This is a genomic window from Pricia antarctica (assembly GCF_900101815.1).
GTDB lineage: Bacteria > Bacteroidota > Bacteroidia > Flavobacteriales > Flavobacteriaceae > Pricia > Pricia antarctica.
The window spans coordinates 21,870-38,044 of sequence record NZ_FNAO01000012.1 but is presented as its reverse complement, the minus strand read 5'-3'; the positions used below and the strand labels follow the sequence as shown (position 1 = coordinate 38,044).

13 protein-coding genes are annotated in these 16,175 nt (G+C 45.9%); 7 read left to right on the top strand and 6 right to left on the bottom strand.

What is annotated here, in order from left to right:
- The first annotated feature begins 81 nt into the window (after nt 1-81).
- The 6 genes from BLT07_RS19180 to BLT07_RS19155 all read left to right on the top strand — a co-directional run bounded on the left by BLT07_RS19180 (nt 82) and on the right by BLT07_RS19155 (nt 8,990).
- Complete coding sequence (locus BLT07_RS19180; RefSeq protein WP_091873866.1) at nt 82-1,017, top strand: pyridoxal-phosphate dependent enzyme; 936 nt, start codon at nt 82-84, stop codon at nt 1,015-1,017.
- 299 nt (nt 1,018-1,316) lie between these two features.
- Nucleotides 1,317-2,423 (top strand): Gfo/Idh/MocA family protein, encoded by a 1,107-nt coding sequence (locus BLT07_RS19175; protein ID WP_091873863.1) that lies wholly within the window; start codon nt 1,317-1,319, stop codon nt 2,421-2,423.
- A gap of 287 nt (nt 2,424-2,710) precedes the next feature.
- Complete coding sequence (gene dinB / locus BLT07_RS19170; RefSeq protein ID WP_091873859.1) at nt 2,711-3,925, top strand: DNA polymerase IV; 1,215 nt, start codon at nt 2,711-2,713, stop codon at nt 3,923-3,925.
- 37 nt (nt 3,926-3,962) lie between these two features.
- Nucleotides 3,963-4,316 (top strand): four helix bundle protein, encoded by a 354-nt coding sequence (locus BLT07_RS19165; protein WP_091873855.1) that lies wholly within the window; start codon nt 3,963-3,965, stop codon nt 4,314-4,316.
- 72 nt (nt 4,317-4,388) lie between these two features.
- Nucleotides 4,389-7,415, top strand: coding sequence for a DNA polymerase III subunit alpha (locus BLT07_RS19160; protein ID WP_139205173.1), 3,027 nt, complete (start codon nt 4,389-4,391; stop codon nt 7,413-7,415).
- Nucleotides 7,416-7,799: 384 nt separating this feature from the next.
- Nucleotides 7,800-8,990, top strand: a complete 1,191-nt coding sequence (locus BLT07_RS19155) for a Gfo/Idh/MocA family protein (protein ID WP_091873848.1) — start codon at nt 7,800-7,802, stop codon at nt 8,988-8,990.
- Nucleotides 8,991-9,045: 55 nt separating this feature from the next.
- Here BLT07_RS19155 and BLT07_RS19150 read toward each other — a convergent pair whose 3' ends face one another.
- Nucleotides 9,046-9,870, bottom strand: a complete 825-nt coding sequence (locus tag BLT07_RS19150) for a phytanoyl-CoA dioxygenase family protein (protein WP_091873844.1) — start codon at nt 9,868-9,870, stop codon at nt 9,046-9,048.
- 575 nt (nt 9,871-10,445) lie between these two features.
- Here BLT07_RS19150 and BLT07_RS19145 point away from each other — a divergent pair.
- Nucleotides 10,446-11,798 carry a vanadium-dependent haloperoxidase gene (locus BLT07_RS19145; RefSeq protein ID WP_091873839.1) on the top strand — a complete coding sequence of 451 codons (1,353 nt, stop codon included), beginning with the start codon at nt 10,446-10,448 and terminating at the stop codon, nt 11,796-11,798.
- 19 nt (nt 11,799-11,817) lie between these two features.
- Here the strand turns inward: BLT07_RS19145 and BLT07_RS19140 are convergent, their stop codons facing one another.
- The 5 genes from BLT07_RS19140 to BLT07_RS19120 all read right to left on the bottom strand — a co-directional run bounded on the left by BLT07_RS19140 (nt 11,818) and on the right by BLT07_RS19120 (nt 16,007).
- Nucleotides 11,818-12,996 carry an acyl-CoA dehydrogenase family protein gene (locus BLT07_RS19140; RefSeq protein WP_091873937.1) on the bottom strand — a complete coding sequence of 393 codons (1,179 nt, stop codon included), beginning with the start codon at nt 12,994-12,996 and terminating at the stop codon, nt 11,818-11,820.
- Between the two features lie 219 nt (nt 12,997-13,215).
- Nucleotides 13,216-13,929, bottom strand: coding sequence for a tRNA1(Val) (adenine(37)-N6)-methyltransferase (locus BLT07_RS19135; protein ID WP_245726607.1), 714 nt, complete (start codon nt 13,927-13,929; stop codon nt 13,216-13,218).
- Nucleotides 13,930-13,931: 2 nt separating this feature from the next.
- Nucleotides 13,932-14,201, bottom strand: coding sequence for a type II toxin-antitoxin system RelE/ParE family toxin (locus tag BLT07_RS19130; protein ID WP_091873830.1), 270 nt, complete (start codon nt 14,199-14,201; stop codon nt 13,932-13,934).
- Nucleotides 14,191-14,436: a hypothetical protein gene (locus BLT07_RS19125; protein ID WP_091873827.1), complete on the bottom strand. Its 246-nt coding sequence runs from the start codon at nt 14,434-14,436 to the stop codon at nt 14,191-14,193. The genes BLT07_RS19130 and BLT07_RS19125 overlap by 11 nt, the downstream gene beginning before the upstream one ends.
- A 137-nt stretch (nt 14,437-14,573) precedes the next feature.
- On the bottom strand, nt 14,574-16,007 hold the full coding sequence (locus BLT07_RS19120) for a sulfatase family protein (RefSeq protein ID WP_091873822.1): 1,434 nt from the start codon (nt 16,005-16,007) through the stop codon (nt 14,574-14,576).
- Nucleotides 16,008-16,175 lie beyond the last annotated feature (168 nt).

The following is a 16,175-nucleotide window of genomic DNA, read 5'->3' as shown; positions in this document are numbered from 1 at the left end:
ACTTTTTATCCTGAATTTTACGAGCGGCACAAAGTCTGCTCCATTTATTTGTAGTTTTAATAGGAATTAATAGGCCTTACCATGCAAAAAGAAGTACTGCTCCGATGTCATACACAAATTCTGCCCTACATCCATAGAACTCCGATTTTTACCTCTAAATCCATAAATAGGATGTCTAAAGCGGATATCCATTTCAAATGCGAGAACTTCCAAAAAGGCGGTGCCTATAAGATGAGAGGGGCTACCCATGCTGTTTTGCAATTGACTGATGTACAAAGGGATAAGGGAGTGGTTACCCATTCCTCGGGAAATTTCGCCCAGGCCCTTTCCCTTGCCGCAAAAAATAGCGGCTGCGATGCCTTTATCGTAATGCCTTCGACCGCCCCACAGGTAAAAAAGGATGCCGTAGCGGAATACGGTGGAAAGATCATCGAATGCGAGCCCACGCTTGCCGCAAGGGAAGCCGCCGCCAAAACAATCGAACAGGAAACCGGGGCGACCTTTATTCATCCCTCGAACGATTTAAACGTAATTATAGGGCAAGGCACTGCGGCCATGGAATTGTTGGAAGAACAACCGGACCTCAATTTTATAATCGTTCCCGTAGGTGGTGGAGGCCTTATTGCCGGAACAGGCTTGGCCGCCCATTATTTTGGAAACGCTTGCAAGGTCATTGGCGGGGAACCCTTTGAAGTGGATGACGCATTTCGTTCCCTAAAAAGCGGCAAAATCGAATCCAACGAAACAGCCAACACTATCGCAGACGGACTCAAAACGCAGCTCGGCGATACAAGTTTTCCGATAATGCAGCGATATGTGGATAGCATCATAAGGGTTACGGAAGCCGAAATCGTTACTGCCATGCGGCTGATCTGGGAACGTATGAAAATCGTTGTCGAACCCTCAAGTGCCGTGGCCTTGGCTGCAGTTCTGTCCGATAAAAATCGATTCACTGGAAAAAAAGTAGGGATTATTATTTCAGGGGGGAATGTCGATTTGAAGAAACTTCCTTTTTAAGGGTCGTAGCGGGCAACCGAAAATTCAAGCCTTCGACTCCGCTAGAGGCAGAGGTTTAAAAGTACGGTTAGAGCGTTCAAGCCTGCTTGCCCGCAAGGTGTGGTTCAAAGTGGCATTCTTAGAGTTTCTACCTTAAACCTTAAACAGTTACGAAGTAACCATTAAATCCCTATATCGAGTATTTCGACTACGCTCTGTATAAAATTCTTCGAATTATGGATCCAAAACCAGTGGATACTTGAAATAGATTTTATGTGATTCGTTTAAAAAATGTATTTTTAGACAAAATCAGATACATTATGGCATCAAGAAGAAATTTTTTAGAAAAAATCACCGTTTCAGCCGTTGGCATTCCCCTTTTATACAACCCCACAAGTCTTTTTGGGGCCGCGGAGAAACCCTACGAAGGTCCCATCCTAAAAGTCGCAATCATGGGTCTGGGCAGTTATGCCACTCGAGTGGCGAAAGCTATGGAAGATTGCCAAAGAGCGAAATTGGTAGGACTAATAAGCGGTACGCCATCCAAAATTGAGGAGTGGAGCAAGAAATATGACATCCCGGAGAAAAACTGCTACAACTATGAAAACTTCGATGCAATAAAGGACAATCCCGATATCGATGCCGTGTACGTCATCACCCCAAACGGACTCCACAAAGACCAGTCCATTCGGGTAGCCAAGGCAGGCAAACACGTTATCAGCGAAAAACCCATGGGCATTAACGCAGCGGAAGGCCAGGCCATGGTCGATGCCTGTAAGGCGGCCAACGTAAAACTGTTGATCGGTTACCGCATGCACTTCGAACCCAAAACCGTCGCCGTCATCCAAATGCGGAAAGACGGGGAGTTCGGACAACCAAAATTCTTTCAGGGTCAATCGGGTTTTACCATTGGTGATCCTAATCAATGGCGATTGGATAAAAAACTGGCTGGCGGCGGGGCCATGATGGATATCGGTATCTATTCCATCAACGGTGCGCGGTATATGCTAGGGGAAGAACCGATTTGGGTAACGGCACAGGAAACCAAAACAAATCCTGAGAAATTCAAGGAAGGTGTCGACGAGACCATACAGTTTCAAATGGGCTTCCCTAGCGGGGCAGTGGCCAACTGCCTATCGACTTACAATATGAACAATCTCGACCGTTTTTATATGACCGGCGACGGGGGGTGGGTCGAAATGCAGCCCTCCACCGGCTATGGCCCGATAGAAGGCCGCACCCACAAGGGCCCGTTGACCCAGCCCCACGTCACGCATCAAACTTTACAGATGGATGGCATGGCCGAGTTGATCTTTGAGGGCAAGCAGCCCATCGTACCGGTAAACGGCGAAGAAGGTGTGAAGGACATGAAGATTATCGATGCGATTTATAAGGCGGTGAAAACCGGGGGAAAGATAGAATTGTAAGGGTGTGCTCAAATCAACTTCCACTCCACTGTAACTTCAATCAGCGAAGCTGCATTTGGGACCTTCAGCTTCTGCATTAGGGTACGACGGTAGGTCTCGACCCTGAGCGCTGGTATAAGCCTTTAAAAATAGTTTGTGACGATAGGTCCCGCAGCGAATGCGGGACCTTTCTTTTTGTCTAAAATTATAAATAGGAAATATTCCATATTATTGGATATTTTCCATATCTTAGCCATCCTTATTTTTAAGTGTAGTGCCAAGTCTGTTGTGCACAATACTAGGATGCCATGGATAAAACAATACTTCACATCGATTTGGATACCTTCTACGTTTCCGTAGAACGGCTGATCAATCGCGAACTGCAGAACCGGCCTTTGTTGGTGGGCGGCACGGGCGACCGTGGCGTGGTGGCGGCCTGTAGTTATGAGACCCGCGGGTTCGGGGTACACTCGGGTATGCCCATGAAAATGGCACGCGAACTTTGTCCCGAGGCCGTTGTCATTCGCGGTAATGCGGGTACGTACAGCAAACATTCCGATGTCGTCACAGAGATTATTAAGGAACAAGTGCCGCTATTCGAGAAATCGAGTATCGATGAATTTTACGCCGATCTTACCGGTATGGATCGTTTTTTCGGGGCTTACAAGTATGCTGCCGAAATGCGGCAACGGATTGTGAAGGAGACGGGTCTTCCGATTTCTTTTGGTCTATCCGTAAATAAAGTAGTTTCTAAAGTGGCCACAAACGAAGCGAAGCCCAATAACCATCTAAAGATAGATCAGGGGTTTGAAAAGCTTTTTTTGGCTCCCCTGTCCATCAAAAAAATACCTATGGTAGGCGACAAGACCTATCAGACCCTGCGTAATCTGGGACTACGGCAAGTAAAGAACGTGCAAGAGATGCCCGTTGACGTGATGCAACGTGTATTGGGTGCCAACGGAAAGGTAATCTGGAAACGTTCGAACGGCATCGACAATACGCCCGTAATACCATTTTGCGAACGAAAATCCATTTCAACGGAGCGTACTTTCGATAGGGATACCATCGATGTGGTAAAACTAAGGGGAATTCTCATCGCCATGACCGAAAATCTGGCCTATCAGTTGCGACGGGGCGAAAAACTGACCGCTTGTGTCTCGGTCAAGATCCGATATTCCGATTTCAACACCTATTCCAAACAATTACGGATTCCCTATACCAGTGCCGACCACATCTTGATCCCTAAGATTCTGGATATGTTCAAGACACTTTATAATAGACGATTATTGGTACGCTTGGTCGGTATCCGGTTCAGCCATTTGGTCAGCGGCAATTACCAGATCAACCTGTTCGACGATACCGAAGAAACCCTCAACCTATACCATGCCATGGATACCATCAGAAAGCGCTATGGGGATAAAAGCGTCTTGCGGGCATCGGGCCTTGGGGCAAAGACCATCGGTCGGATGCAGAATCCGTTCAATGGGCTGCCGCCAGTGGTGCTGGCACATCGGAGGCAGTAGCAAATTCCAAATCTCAAATTCCAAATTCCAAAAAAAGATGAAAGAAAAGATTTATAATTTAGAAGATAGAACTTATTTATTTGCGCGGGAGTGTCGCCTTTTTGTAAAGACTTTGCCCAAAACTTTGAGCAACATAGAAGATATGAAACAACTAATAAAAGCTTCAGGGTCAGTAGGTGCAAATTATATTGAAGCCAATGAAAAACTTGGGGATAGAGATTTTCTCATGAGAATTAAAATTTCGAGAAAGGAAGCTAAAGAAGCCCAATATTGGCTAAAGCTATTAAGAGATTTGAATGATGAGGTTAAGCATGAATCGGAAGAACTTATCGAAGAAGCAGGAGAATTGAGAAGTATTTTGTCTTCAATAATCAATAAAAACCGACCTTAAAACTCAAATCATAAATGATTTCAATGTTCAAATTATTTATTATTTGAGTTTTGGAATTTGGAATTTGGAATTTTGTTTTTAAACTGTCACACATACTACAGCATGCGCTACGGAACATTTTCCGAGGTCGAACTCTTGCAATTGGCCAAAGAAAACCAGGTGACCCGATTGGCGCTCACCGATATCAACAATACCTCGGCGGGACTCAATTTTGTCCGGAAGTCGACGGAATACGATATCACTCCCGTTCTGGGCATCGATTTCAGGAACGGGGTCGACCCCTGTTTTGTGGGGATTGCCCAAAACAACGAAGGATATTTAGAACTGAACGACTATCTTTCAGAACACTTGCACCAAGGAAAGTCGTTTTTAAAAAGCGCGCCCGAATTCCAGAATGCCTATGTCGTTTATCCTTTTGAAAAAGTAATACAGGAACAGCGAAAATCATTTGCCGACTATGAGTTCATTGGCATATCCATCAACGATTTGAGGCGGCTTCCGTTTTCTGGATTACTTAAATTCAAGGATAAATTGGTCGTACAACAGCCGGTCACCTTTCGCAATAAACGTGATTTCAACGCTCATCGATTGCTACGCGCCATCGATAATAATACCCTACTCAGTAAACTCTCCACGATGGAGCAGGCTTCAGAAGACGAAAAAATGTTTCCCATAGAAAACTTGGCGGCCGCTTTTTCGGAGCACCCGTTTATATTGGAGAACACAGAACGGCTGCTGAATTCCTGTTCCATCCATTTTGATTTTTCCACGGGGCGAAAACCGCAGAACCTTCAATTTTATAATACGAACGGTGAAGAAGATGAAGCTATGCTGAAAAAGCTTTGCCAAGAAGGGCTGCCTTATCGCTATCCCGAAGGTGGGGATGCTGTAATCGCACGTTTGAAAAAAGAACTGGAACTTATTATAAAAATGGGCTTTGTCTCTTATTTTCTGATCAATTGGGATATTGTCTCCTATGCCCGAAAGCAAAAATTTTTCTACGTAGGCCGGGGTAGCGGCGCCAATAGTATCGTGGCCTATCTTTTACGGATTACCGATGTGGATCCCATGGAACTCGATCTCTATTTCGAACGGTTCATCAACCTCTACCGTGCCAACCCGCCGGATTTCGATATCGATTTTTCACATCGGGACCGACCCATAATGACCCAATATATTTTCGATCGTTTTAAAAATGTGGCTCTTTTGGGAACCTACGTTACTTTTAAATGGCGGGGTATGGTACGGGAATTAGGTAAGGTCTTCGGCTTGCCCAAAGAGGAAATTGATATGCTTTGTGACGGTGATTTTCAAGCCTCCCGGCTTGACAAGGTTTCTATCTTGGTGGTTAAGTACACCAAATTGCTACAGGGGATGCCGAACTATTTGAGCATCCATGCCGGGGGCATTCTGATTACCGAAAAACCTCTGCATTGGTTTTCGGCGACCAATATGCCACCCAAGGGTTTCCCCACGACCCAATACGATATGGTCATCGCAGAAGATGTCGGGCTGTATAAATTCGACATTCTCGGACAACGGGGTCTATCGAAAATCAAGGAGACCTTGGATATTCTGGAACACGACCGTCCTGAGGAGTTCGCCAAATTCGACATCCACGATATCAAGGCCTTCAAAAAAGACTCGGTCATTAATAACTTGGTCAAAACGGCGCAGTGTATGGGCTGTTTTTATGTGGAGTCTCCCGCCATGCGTATGCTGCTCAAGAAACTGGAAGTCGACACCTATTTGGGCCTGGTCGCCGCTAGTTCGATTATCCGCCCAGGGGTCGCGAAAAGTGGGATGATGCGGGAGTATATTTTGCGACATCGGAACAAGGGCAGGGCCGAGGAAAAGGCACATCCCGTGATGTTAAATATTATGCCCGAGACCTACGGCGTTATGGTCTACCAGGAAGACGTCATCAAGGTCGCCCACCATTTCGCGGACTTAGATCTTGGCGAGGCCGACGTGCTGCGCCGGGGCATGAGCGGCAAGTTCCGTTCGCGGGAAGAATTCCAGCGCGTAGAAGAAAAATTTATTGACAACTGCCGTAAAAAAGGGTATGACGACACCCTCATCTTCGAGATCTGGAACCAGGTCGCCAGCTTCGCCGGATACGCCTTTGCCAAGGGGCATTCCGCTTCCTATGCCGTTGAAAGTTACCAGACCTTGTTCCTCCGTGCCTATTATCCATTGGAATATATGGTCGCGGTACTCAATAACGGCGGCGGATTCTACCGTCCGGAATTCTATGTACACGAGGCCCGGATGCTGGGAGCAAAAATCCATCCGCCCTGTGTCAATACGAGCAACAACGGCAACCGCATCCTCGGAAATAACCTGTACCTCGGCTTTGGCTACTTGCGCGAACTAGAAGACCGGGTCTCGGAACGCATCCTAAAAGAACGGATCATCAACGGAATCTTTAATTCCTTGGAGGATTTTCTAGATCGGGTAACCTTATCCATAGAACAGGTAAGCATCCTTATCCGCATCGATGCCTTTCGGTTCACGGGTACGAACAAACACGAACTCTTGTGGAAGGCCCATTTGTTTTTGGGAAAGACCCAAAAGATTGATCATCCCAAACTCTTTCGGCCCGACCATCAAGATTTTGAGATTCCCTCGTTACATACCACCGATCTCGAAATGGCCTTTACCCAGCTCGAGCTTTTGGGGTTCGCCTTGTGCAGTCCCTTCGAACTATTGATCGACCCTCCAAAGAACACGACCGGAAGCAAAGATCTGGAACGGTATCTAGAACGGCATATCGATATCTACGGCTATCTCATCACGGTAAAAAACACCAAGACCCATAAGGGAAGCCCAATGCAGTTCGCCACATTGCTCGACCAACAGGGTCAGGTGTTCGACACCGTGCTTTTTCCACCCATAGCCGCAAAATACCGATTCCGCGGCAAGGGCATTTATCGTTTTTACGGCAAAGTAGTCAGCGAGTTCGGTTTTCTGAGCATCGAGGTCATCAAAATGCGAAAAGAGGACTATGTGCAAGATCCGCGGTATGCCGATATGAAGACGAGTACGAAGGTGTTTGAAGCAAAGAAATCCGCTTCGGCGGATTCAGTATCGGAATGAAAGTATGGGATGAATGTAAAAACGCAGATCAATTTTCTTAAATTTGGAATAGCCCAATTATACTACCATCGGGTAAAGACCGATGGGTTTTGGTTCCGACTGAATGTCGGCTAAAGTTCAACCGTTGGATCCAACGCCATACGCAAATCGCCTTGCGGATTTTTTGCGAATGGCGATAGCACAAGGCGAATAGCAAATCAAACTAAGGTCTTCGCCTAAAGACGAGGTTTTTTGCGCCTAGAATGAAACATTAATTTGTATTTTGAACTTGAACTTGAACTTGAAGTTATATTTGAGTTTGGCATCTCGACTGTAGTTTATGCTGAGCGCAGCCGAAGTACTCGATGTCACAATTTTTGTAATTGAATCTTAAAACATTTCCCCATGAACATTGCCCTTCTCGGCTCCGGATTTATCGCCCGATTCTACGCCGAAACACTCCACGCCCAACGTAGAACGGACCGGATCATCACGGTATATTCCAGAACCGCAGCTAATGCCAAGCGTTTGGCGGACGATTACGATTTGGCCCATCATACCGATTCCATGGAAGCCGCAATAAACCATGAGAAGGTAGATGTAGTTCTGATTTCCTTACCCAACCATCTTCACGAACCAGCGGTACGGGCCTGTGCAAAAGCGAAAAAACACGTGATCTGTACCAAACCCTTGGGCCGAACCGCTGCAGAGGCCAAGCGAATGTTGGAAATGGTAGAGGAAGCGGGAATTTTCGGTGGGTATCTTGAAGATCTCTGCTACACCCCTAAATTCTTGAAATCCATGGAAAGTATTCGGCAAGGCAGTATCGGCAAGGTGCTTTGGGCGAAGTCCCGCGAGACGCATCCGGGACCGCATAGCGATTGGTTTTGGGATAAGGAAAAATCCGGTGGCGGGGCGATCATCGATTTGGGCTGCCACTGCGTGGAAATCAGCCGGAACTTTATCGGCAAGCATATAAAACCCTTGGAGGTCATGTGCTGGGCCGATACTCAGGTACATCCCATAGAAGCGGAAGACCATGCCATTGGGCTGGTCAAATATGCCAACGGTGCCATCGGCCAGTTCGAGGTAAGCTGGGCATTTCGTGGGGGTATGGACCTGCGTGATGAGGTTATGGGTACCGAAGGCACTATTTGGGTCAACAGTTTTTTGCGAACAGGGTTCGAAATGTTCACCACTGGCAAGGGCGATGGCTATGTAGCGGAAAAGGCGGAGGTCAACAAGGGCTGGTTGTTTCCGGTGGGCGACGAGGCACATGAGTTGGGTTATCCGCACATGTTTACCGATATGTTCGATGCCATTGAGCAAAACCGAGACCCGCTAGAAACTTTTTACGATGGCTATATTGTAAACGCCATTTTGGATGCCGCCTACAAATCCGCAGAAACCAAAAAATGGGAATCAGTGGTTTTGGAGGCCTGGCGAGGCGATTCTGCGGATAGTTATGAAAAGGAGTTCACCTCGTACGACGACGACCATTATCTGATCAAGGAAGAAATGCTGCCGAACGGCGATAAGAAACTCATCTTAAAACATAAGACTACCGGCGAAATCGTTCAAAAAATGAAGCAGTGAACTATCTCGAACCCCTAAAATTTATTCGACAGGAATTAAAAGTTCTAAAACAACGTTAAGATTTCATCTTTTCAATGGTCTCATCCGTATCGGGGCTCACCCAGTTGGATTCAGGATCTGTATCAAATCCACCGCCCGGAGATTTTTTTATGGCATCAGCACCCACTTTTTCCAATGGTGTATAGCTGGCATGTTGCCCTTCTTTATAGGGATCGTTGCGGGCAGCATTATAGCAGCAGATCAACGACCATCGCGAATGGTCCGAACGGTTTTGATCCGAACGGTGTAAAATATTGCAATCGAAGAATAGGGTATCGCCGGGTTCCATTTCGCAGTAAACCAGTGGAAACTGCTTTTTAGCCTCCTCGACCCGTTCCATATCGGCACCGGCCTGATCGCCTTTCAATGCATGGTCGACCCGCCCCATTTTATGAGAGCCTTTGAGTACCTGCAAACATCCGTTTTCTTTGGTGGCCTTGTCGACGGCAATGGTCACGCTGGTCAGCAAAGGTTGCAGCAATCCGAAATTGTACCAATAACCGTAATCCTGATGCCAAGTCCAGGCGCCCCCTACCTTGGCGTCTTTTAAAATCATCTTGGAGTGGTAATGGTAGACCTCTCCTTCCAGCAAAGTTTCGGCTATGTTGACTATGCGTTCGCTTCGAGCGAAAGTACCATAGATATTATTTCCCGGATGGTTCCAAATGGAGAGGCGTACCGTTCCCCCTTCACCATCATCCCGACCGTAAGAGCGCTTGTCCAGCTCGCGGTCGGCCAGTGCCGCTTTTTTTAGGAGGCCGATTTCTTCCGTGTCAAAAAGGTTTTTCAGAAGTAGATAACCATCCTTTTTATAGGTCTCGATCTGTTTTTCGGTAATCATAGCGATATTTATATGGGATTAACATCCTTAAAAATACGAAAATAACTACGATTTTCGGGGTTTGGCTGGTTGGCTTTAATAGAAGTAAAATAAAAGTTGGAAGGAACGGTCTCAGAAATACGGATGGTATTTAAAGTAGCATGATTGGGTAAAATCTTTTTGGTAAAAATTCCAAATATCAACTTTGCTAGGTAATGTGAAGGACAAATAAAATCTTATTTAACCAAAAAGAGTCCGATCAGTGAAGACCGGACTCTTTTATCGAGAACACTATATGAAAATGAAAAAATTAACTCCTGAAATAATAACTACGGTAAACTTACGCCCTTGTACCAAGTTAGACAATTAAATGATGTGAAGTCCCCGGATGTTGTGGTCAAATAAAGGAATTCTGTGGGGAGCCATCATCAGTGTAAAAATAGCGATGCAATCTCTCTGAATGTAGGCATACCACTACAAAAACAGAACAGATCGATTAAGGGATCGGATTTTGGGTTTAAGTGGGGCATAATTATTTTTTTTAGGTTTTCGCCGAATAGAAAATACTTTAATTTTACACGCTTAAAAAAAATGATATGCAACGAAATATTTTAAGATACCTAGTGCTTTTCGGTTTACTGGTCTTTATCGGTTCCTGTACAAAAGACAATGATGATGTGATTAATGTGGTAGATCAAAAGAATACTAGTGACTTCGATGCACAGGTTGTAACCGAGTGGTATGATCTTATCAAGACCCTAACCATTGAAACAGTTGGCTACACACCGCCGGTCGCCGCCCGGGCTTTTGGGTATACCAGCGTAGCCCTTTATGAGGCAGTGGTACCGGGAATGCCCGATAAAGTTTCCCTTTCGGGAAAGCTGACCGATCTAAATCTGGAGACCCAATTAGAAACCGATAAAATTTACCATTGGCCTACCGTGGCCAATGCGGTACTTGCCAAGATGACCGGATACTTTTACGCCAATACTACCGAAAACCGTTTGACGGCCATTGCAGCTTTGGAAGAAAAATTCAACACCGAATTTTTAAAGGAAAACGGAGCGGAAGTGCATGAGATTTCGGTGAAATTGGGCCAAGATGTGGCCGATAAAATACTGGCCTGGTCGGAAACCGATGGAGGGAAGGATGCCCAGTTCACTAATTTTCCGAAGGAGTATGCCCCCCCGTCCGGGGAGCAATACTGGGTTCCGACGGCCCCCGGTTTTCAATCCGCGTTACAGCCGTATTGGGGCTCAAACAGGCCTTTTTTGAAAGCAAACTTTGAAGGGGATGCACTTCCTCCGCCCCCGCCGCCGTTTTCTGTAGAGGAAAATTCCGTCTGCTATCAACGGGCTTTGGAAGTGTATGACGTGGTGAACGCTCTTACACCCGAACAGCTTAAAATTGCCCAATTTTGGTCCGATGATCCGGTGACCACAGCTACCCCGCCGGGACATTCCATTTCCATACTCAACCAATTGATCAAGGAGAACAATACAAATTTGGACATTGCCGCCGAGGCCTTCGCCAAATTGGGCATCGGAATCTCTGATGCGTTTATATCGTGCTGGAAGGTAAAGTACCAAACCAATTATATTCGACCGATAACCTATATAAACAAGTATATCGACCCTAGCTGGATGCCCGTTCTAAACACGCCTCCCTTTCCCGAATATACCTCGGGCCATTCCGTTCAATCGGGTGCTTTGGCCGAAATTATGACCGATTTCTTTGGGGATAATTATCAATTTACGGACCATACCCACGAAAACCGTACGGATATGGACGGAACCCCCCGAAACTTCGACAGTTTTTACGCCTTGGCGGAAGAAGCCGCCTTATCAAGGTTATACGGGGGCATCCATTTTGAGGAATCCATTAATTTGGGACTTGAACAAGGATATCAGATTGGAAGAAATGTCAACGCGCTAAATTTAGATAAATAGTCCTGCGTTGTAGCCCCTCCTACTGAAAAGCGGCGTGCCCTGTAATATCCGCTCCCGTAATCAACAAATGAATATCGTGTGTGCCTTCATAAGTAATCACGCTTTCAAGGTTCATCATATGGCGCATGATACTGTATTCACCGGTAATACCCATTCCGCCTAAAATCTGTCTCGCTTCGCGGGCGACCTTTATCGCCATATCGACATTGTTGCGCTTGGCCATCGAGATCTGGGCCGTAGTCGCCTTGCCTTCATTTTTTAACTGTCCTAACCGGAAGGCCAACAATTGTGCCTTGGTGATTTCGGTGATCATCTCCGCCAATTTCTTTTGTTGCAGCTGGAAGGCTGCGATAGGCTTTCCGAACTGTTCGCGCTCTTTGGCGTAACGGAGTGCTGTATCATAACAATCCATTGCAGCGCCGATGGCGCCCCAAGAAATGCCGTAGCGGGCGGAATCCAAACAGCCAAGGGGCGCTCCAAGTCCACTTTTGTTCGGTAGCAGGTTTTCTTTTGGGACTTTAACGTTGTCAAAAATCAATTCTCCGGTAGCGGAAGCTCGCAACGACCATTTGTTGTGGGTTTCCGGAGTGGAAAAACCTTCCATACCGCGCTCCACGATCAAGCCATGAATGCGGCCTTCTTCATTTTTTGCCCAGACGACGGCGATATCGGCAAACGGGGAATTTGATATCCACAATTTGGCACCGTTCAAGAGGTAGTGGTCTCCCTGATCCTTAAATTTCGTTTCCATACCTCCGGGATTGGAACCGTGATTGGGTTCGGTCAATCCGAAGCAGCCCATCAGTTCGCCGGTCGCCAATTTAGGAAGGTATTTTTTACGTTGTTCTTCGTTGCCGTACGTGTATATAGGATACATGACCAATGACGACTGCACCGAAGCGGTAGACCTCACCCCGCTGTCGCCGCGCTCTATTTCCTGCATGATAAGGCCATAGCTGATCTGGTCGAGCCCAGCTCCGCCATATTCCTCGGGAATGTAGGGGCCGAACGCTCCGATTTCCGCCAATCCGCTTAAAATTTGTTTGGGGAATTCCGCTTTTTGAGCGTATTCTTCGATAATGGGCGATACGTCGCGTTTGACCCATTGGCGTGCGGCGTCGCGAACCAGTTTGTGTTCCTGGGACAAAAGGTCATCCAAATTATAATAATCGGGGGCTTCGAACAAGTCAGGTTTCATAGGCATATTTTCTACCAAAGATAATGAAGTAGTTTAGACTTTTTATTTTACCTACGATATTCACATTTTTTACCCTAATTTGGTCTTTTTTAAGTTCCGTAGCTTAGACCATGCAACTGAAAAATGACTTCATTAGGGCAAAAAAGCCGAATATTTCGGTTCCAAACAATAAATCTAAATGACTTCAATAAGGAAATATGACTATACTATTGAGGTATGTTACATTTTCAGGTAAAAGTCTTGGGTCAATGTTCGGTATTCTTGGGTGTATTCGTGGCGTGTGAGCTCAATGGTAAGCTCATCGATGTCGACCTTGGTTTGGGTAGACCCTAATTGCAGTACACTTCTTTTTATATGGGATGTTGGATTTCCTTTGATCCGAGTGATTTTTTGAGGATATAATCCATAGTTATCTGCTAGAACCAAAAATTCTCCCTCTTCTTTAAAAGGGATGATCGTAGCAAATACGCCATCTTCGGAAAGTAATAGGGAAACTCCATTTAAAAGTTCTTCAAAGGGAAGTGCGGCATTTTGCCTAGCGGTATCACGGGAAAGGTTCCCGCTTGAAACATCTTCAGAATAAAAAGGCGGATTGCAAACGATCAAATCATAGGTGTCTTCCCATTCGGCCACAAATTCGTCCAGCCCGGCGTGGTAGCAGAACAACCGGTCGCCCCAAGGCGAGGCCTCAAAGTTTTCGACGCATTGTTCGTAGGCCGCTTCGTCGATTTCCAAAGCATCGATGGTTTGCGCGGCGCTTCGTTGGGCGAGCATCAGGGCAATCACTCCCGTTCCCGCACCAATGTCTAAAATGGAATCTGGATTTATATCTAAAGACGCCAATGCGCCCAACAAAACACCGTCCGTACCTACTTTCATGGCGCAGCGGTCTTGGATTATGGTGAATTGTTTGAATTGGAAAGGTTTATCCAAAATTAAAAATCTTGACGTTGACCGAGGATACGAAGAATTAAAACCTGATGCTTGACGATAATATAATGAATCGAATAGTTGAACTGTTCGAAACAAATAATCCGTATGTCCCGATATTTTATTTGAAACGCTTCTGGATTGGTCTTTAAAAATGCTATCTGTCTGAAAAAGTCATCCAAAAAAGATGGATGAAGATTTTGGGCGCGAAAAAAACATTCCGCAACATCAAGTTCGATTTGGGCTTCCCTAGAAATATCGACTTCATAGCCCATATTTGGACTTAATATCGTCGATGGAACTGAACTCTAACCGGCCTTCATCCAATTTATTTAGCATATCGTCCATCATCGTTTTATATGCTGCTGAGGGCGATTCCAGTTTTCGTGCGGTCTCTTCTATGGTATACTCCATAAGACTTTTCAAGGAGCGCTTTTGCTTTTTGGCCTCTTTGTCAAGAATTTTCAAAACGGCCGTATCCACATCGATCAATTTTCTAACCTTTTTCATGATATATAAATTATATATATAAATATAGTGTTTATTACTTCACTTACGCCGTTATTTTCAATACAAAAGGAATTTTCAATTTTTTTCCCATTAAAACCAAACCTTTTTTGAAAAACCTCGTATATACTCTTTAAACTTTATTTGACCTGACCCGGTTCACGGGTTTCCGAACCTTCCATATCCCTTAAAGAATCGCCCAATCGCGCACGCATGTCATCGGCGAGTTCCTTGATTTTTTCAACAACTTCCGGATTTTCGTCCGCCACGTTGTTGGTCTCGCTTTCATCCTTTTCAAGATTATACAGTTCGATTTCCTCTAGGTCCACCATCCGATACTCCCCGGGCAAGCCGTCTTTTCCCGGTTCTTGTCCGTTCATTGTTCGATAGGTATGCGGAAAATAAAGCTTCCATTTGCCGTAACGTACCCCGTGAAGTTCGTTGACGCGGTAGTAATAGAAGTAGGCTTCTTGCGGGCTCTCTTCGGCCTCCCCGGTCAACACCTTCCAAACGTTCATGCCATCAATGGTTTTTTCGGGAAGCTTTGAATCCGTAATTTCCGCTATCGTCGGAAGGATGTCTATAGCCATTATAGGTACGTCGATAACCTTTCCGGCGGGCAGTTTCCCGGGCCAGCGGGCGAGAAAAGGTTCGCGCTGCCCACCTTCCCAGGCCGTACCCTTGCCTTCCCGATAGGGCAGGGCGCTTCCGGCGTGGTTTCCATAGGCCAGCCACGGGCCGTTGTCGGAAGTGAAAATGACCAAGGTATTATCGGCTAGGCCATCCTCCTTTAGAGCCTTCAAAATTTGTCCGACGGACCAATCGATTTCCATGATAACATCCCCATAAAGCCCTCGATTGGATTTTCCCTTGAATTTATCCGAAACAAATAAAGGCACATGGGGTTGTGGGTGCGGCACATAGAGAAAGAAAGGGCTATCTTTATTTCTATGGATAAAATCCACACTGTGTTCCGTAATCTGGGTGGTCAGTTGGGTCTGATCGGTCAAAGTATCGATTACGGTTTCGTTCTCGTAGAGCGGCAATGGTCCGAAGTTGAAAACAGGTCCCTGCTGCGGATGCAAAGGCCACATATCGTTGGAGTAGGGGATGCCGAAATATTCGTCGAAACCTTGGTTGTTCGGCATAAATTTCGGGTCGTCGCCCAAGTGCCATTTGCCGTAGATGGCCGTACGATAACCATTGGCGCTTAGCATTTCGGCCAAAGTAGTTTCAGAAAGATTCAAACCTATATTACTGTTGGGCATCATAGCGTTGTGGATACCAATACGATTCGGATAGCAACCCGTCAAAATACCGGCTCGGGAAGCCGAACACACCGCCTGTGCCGAATAATAGCTGGTCAGTTTGATCCCATCGACCGCCATTTGATCGAGGTTCGGGGTCTCAATATCGTCCGCCCCGAATACGCCGACATCGCGATAACCTTGATCGTCGGTAAAAATAAGGACAATGTTCGGCGGCCGTTCTATTTCCGTCGTTTTGTCCTCAGTTTTCGGTTTACAGGAGAAAAAGAGGATGGGTAGCAATAAAAAAAGTAGGTACCTAAACATGGTTTTTTTGGTTTAAAGCGCAAAGTGGATATATGTTCTAAAGCATGCGTTTAATGGATAGGATGCGCTGCAAAAATCAAAAATAGGAAAAGGAGAGGGCAACGGCCGTCGATAAAATAAAAATTAATTGACGTTCATCCGTAAAAATTCTTAAATTAACACGTCACA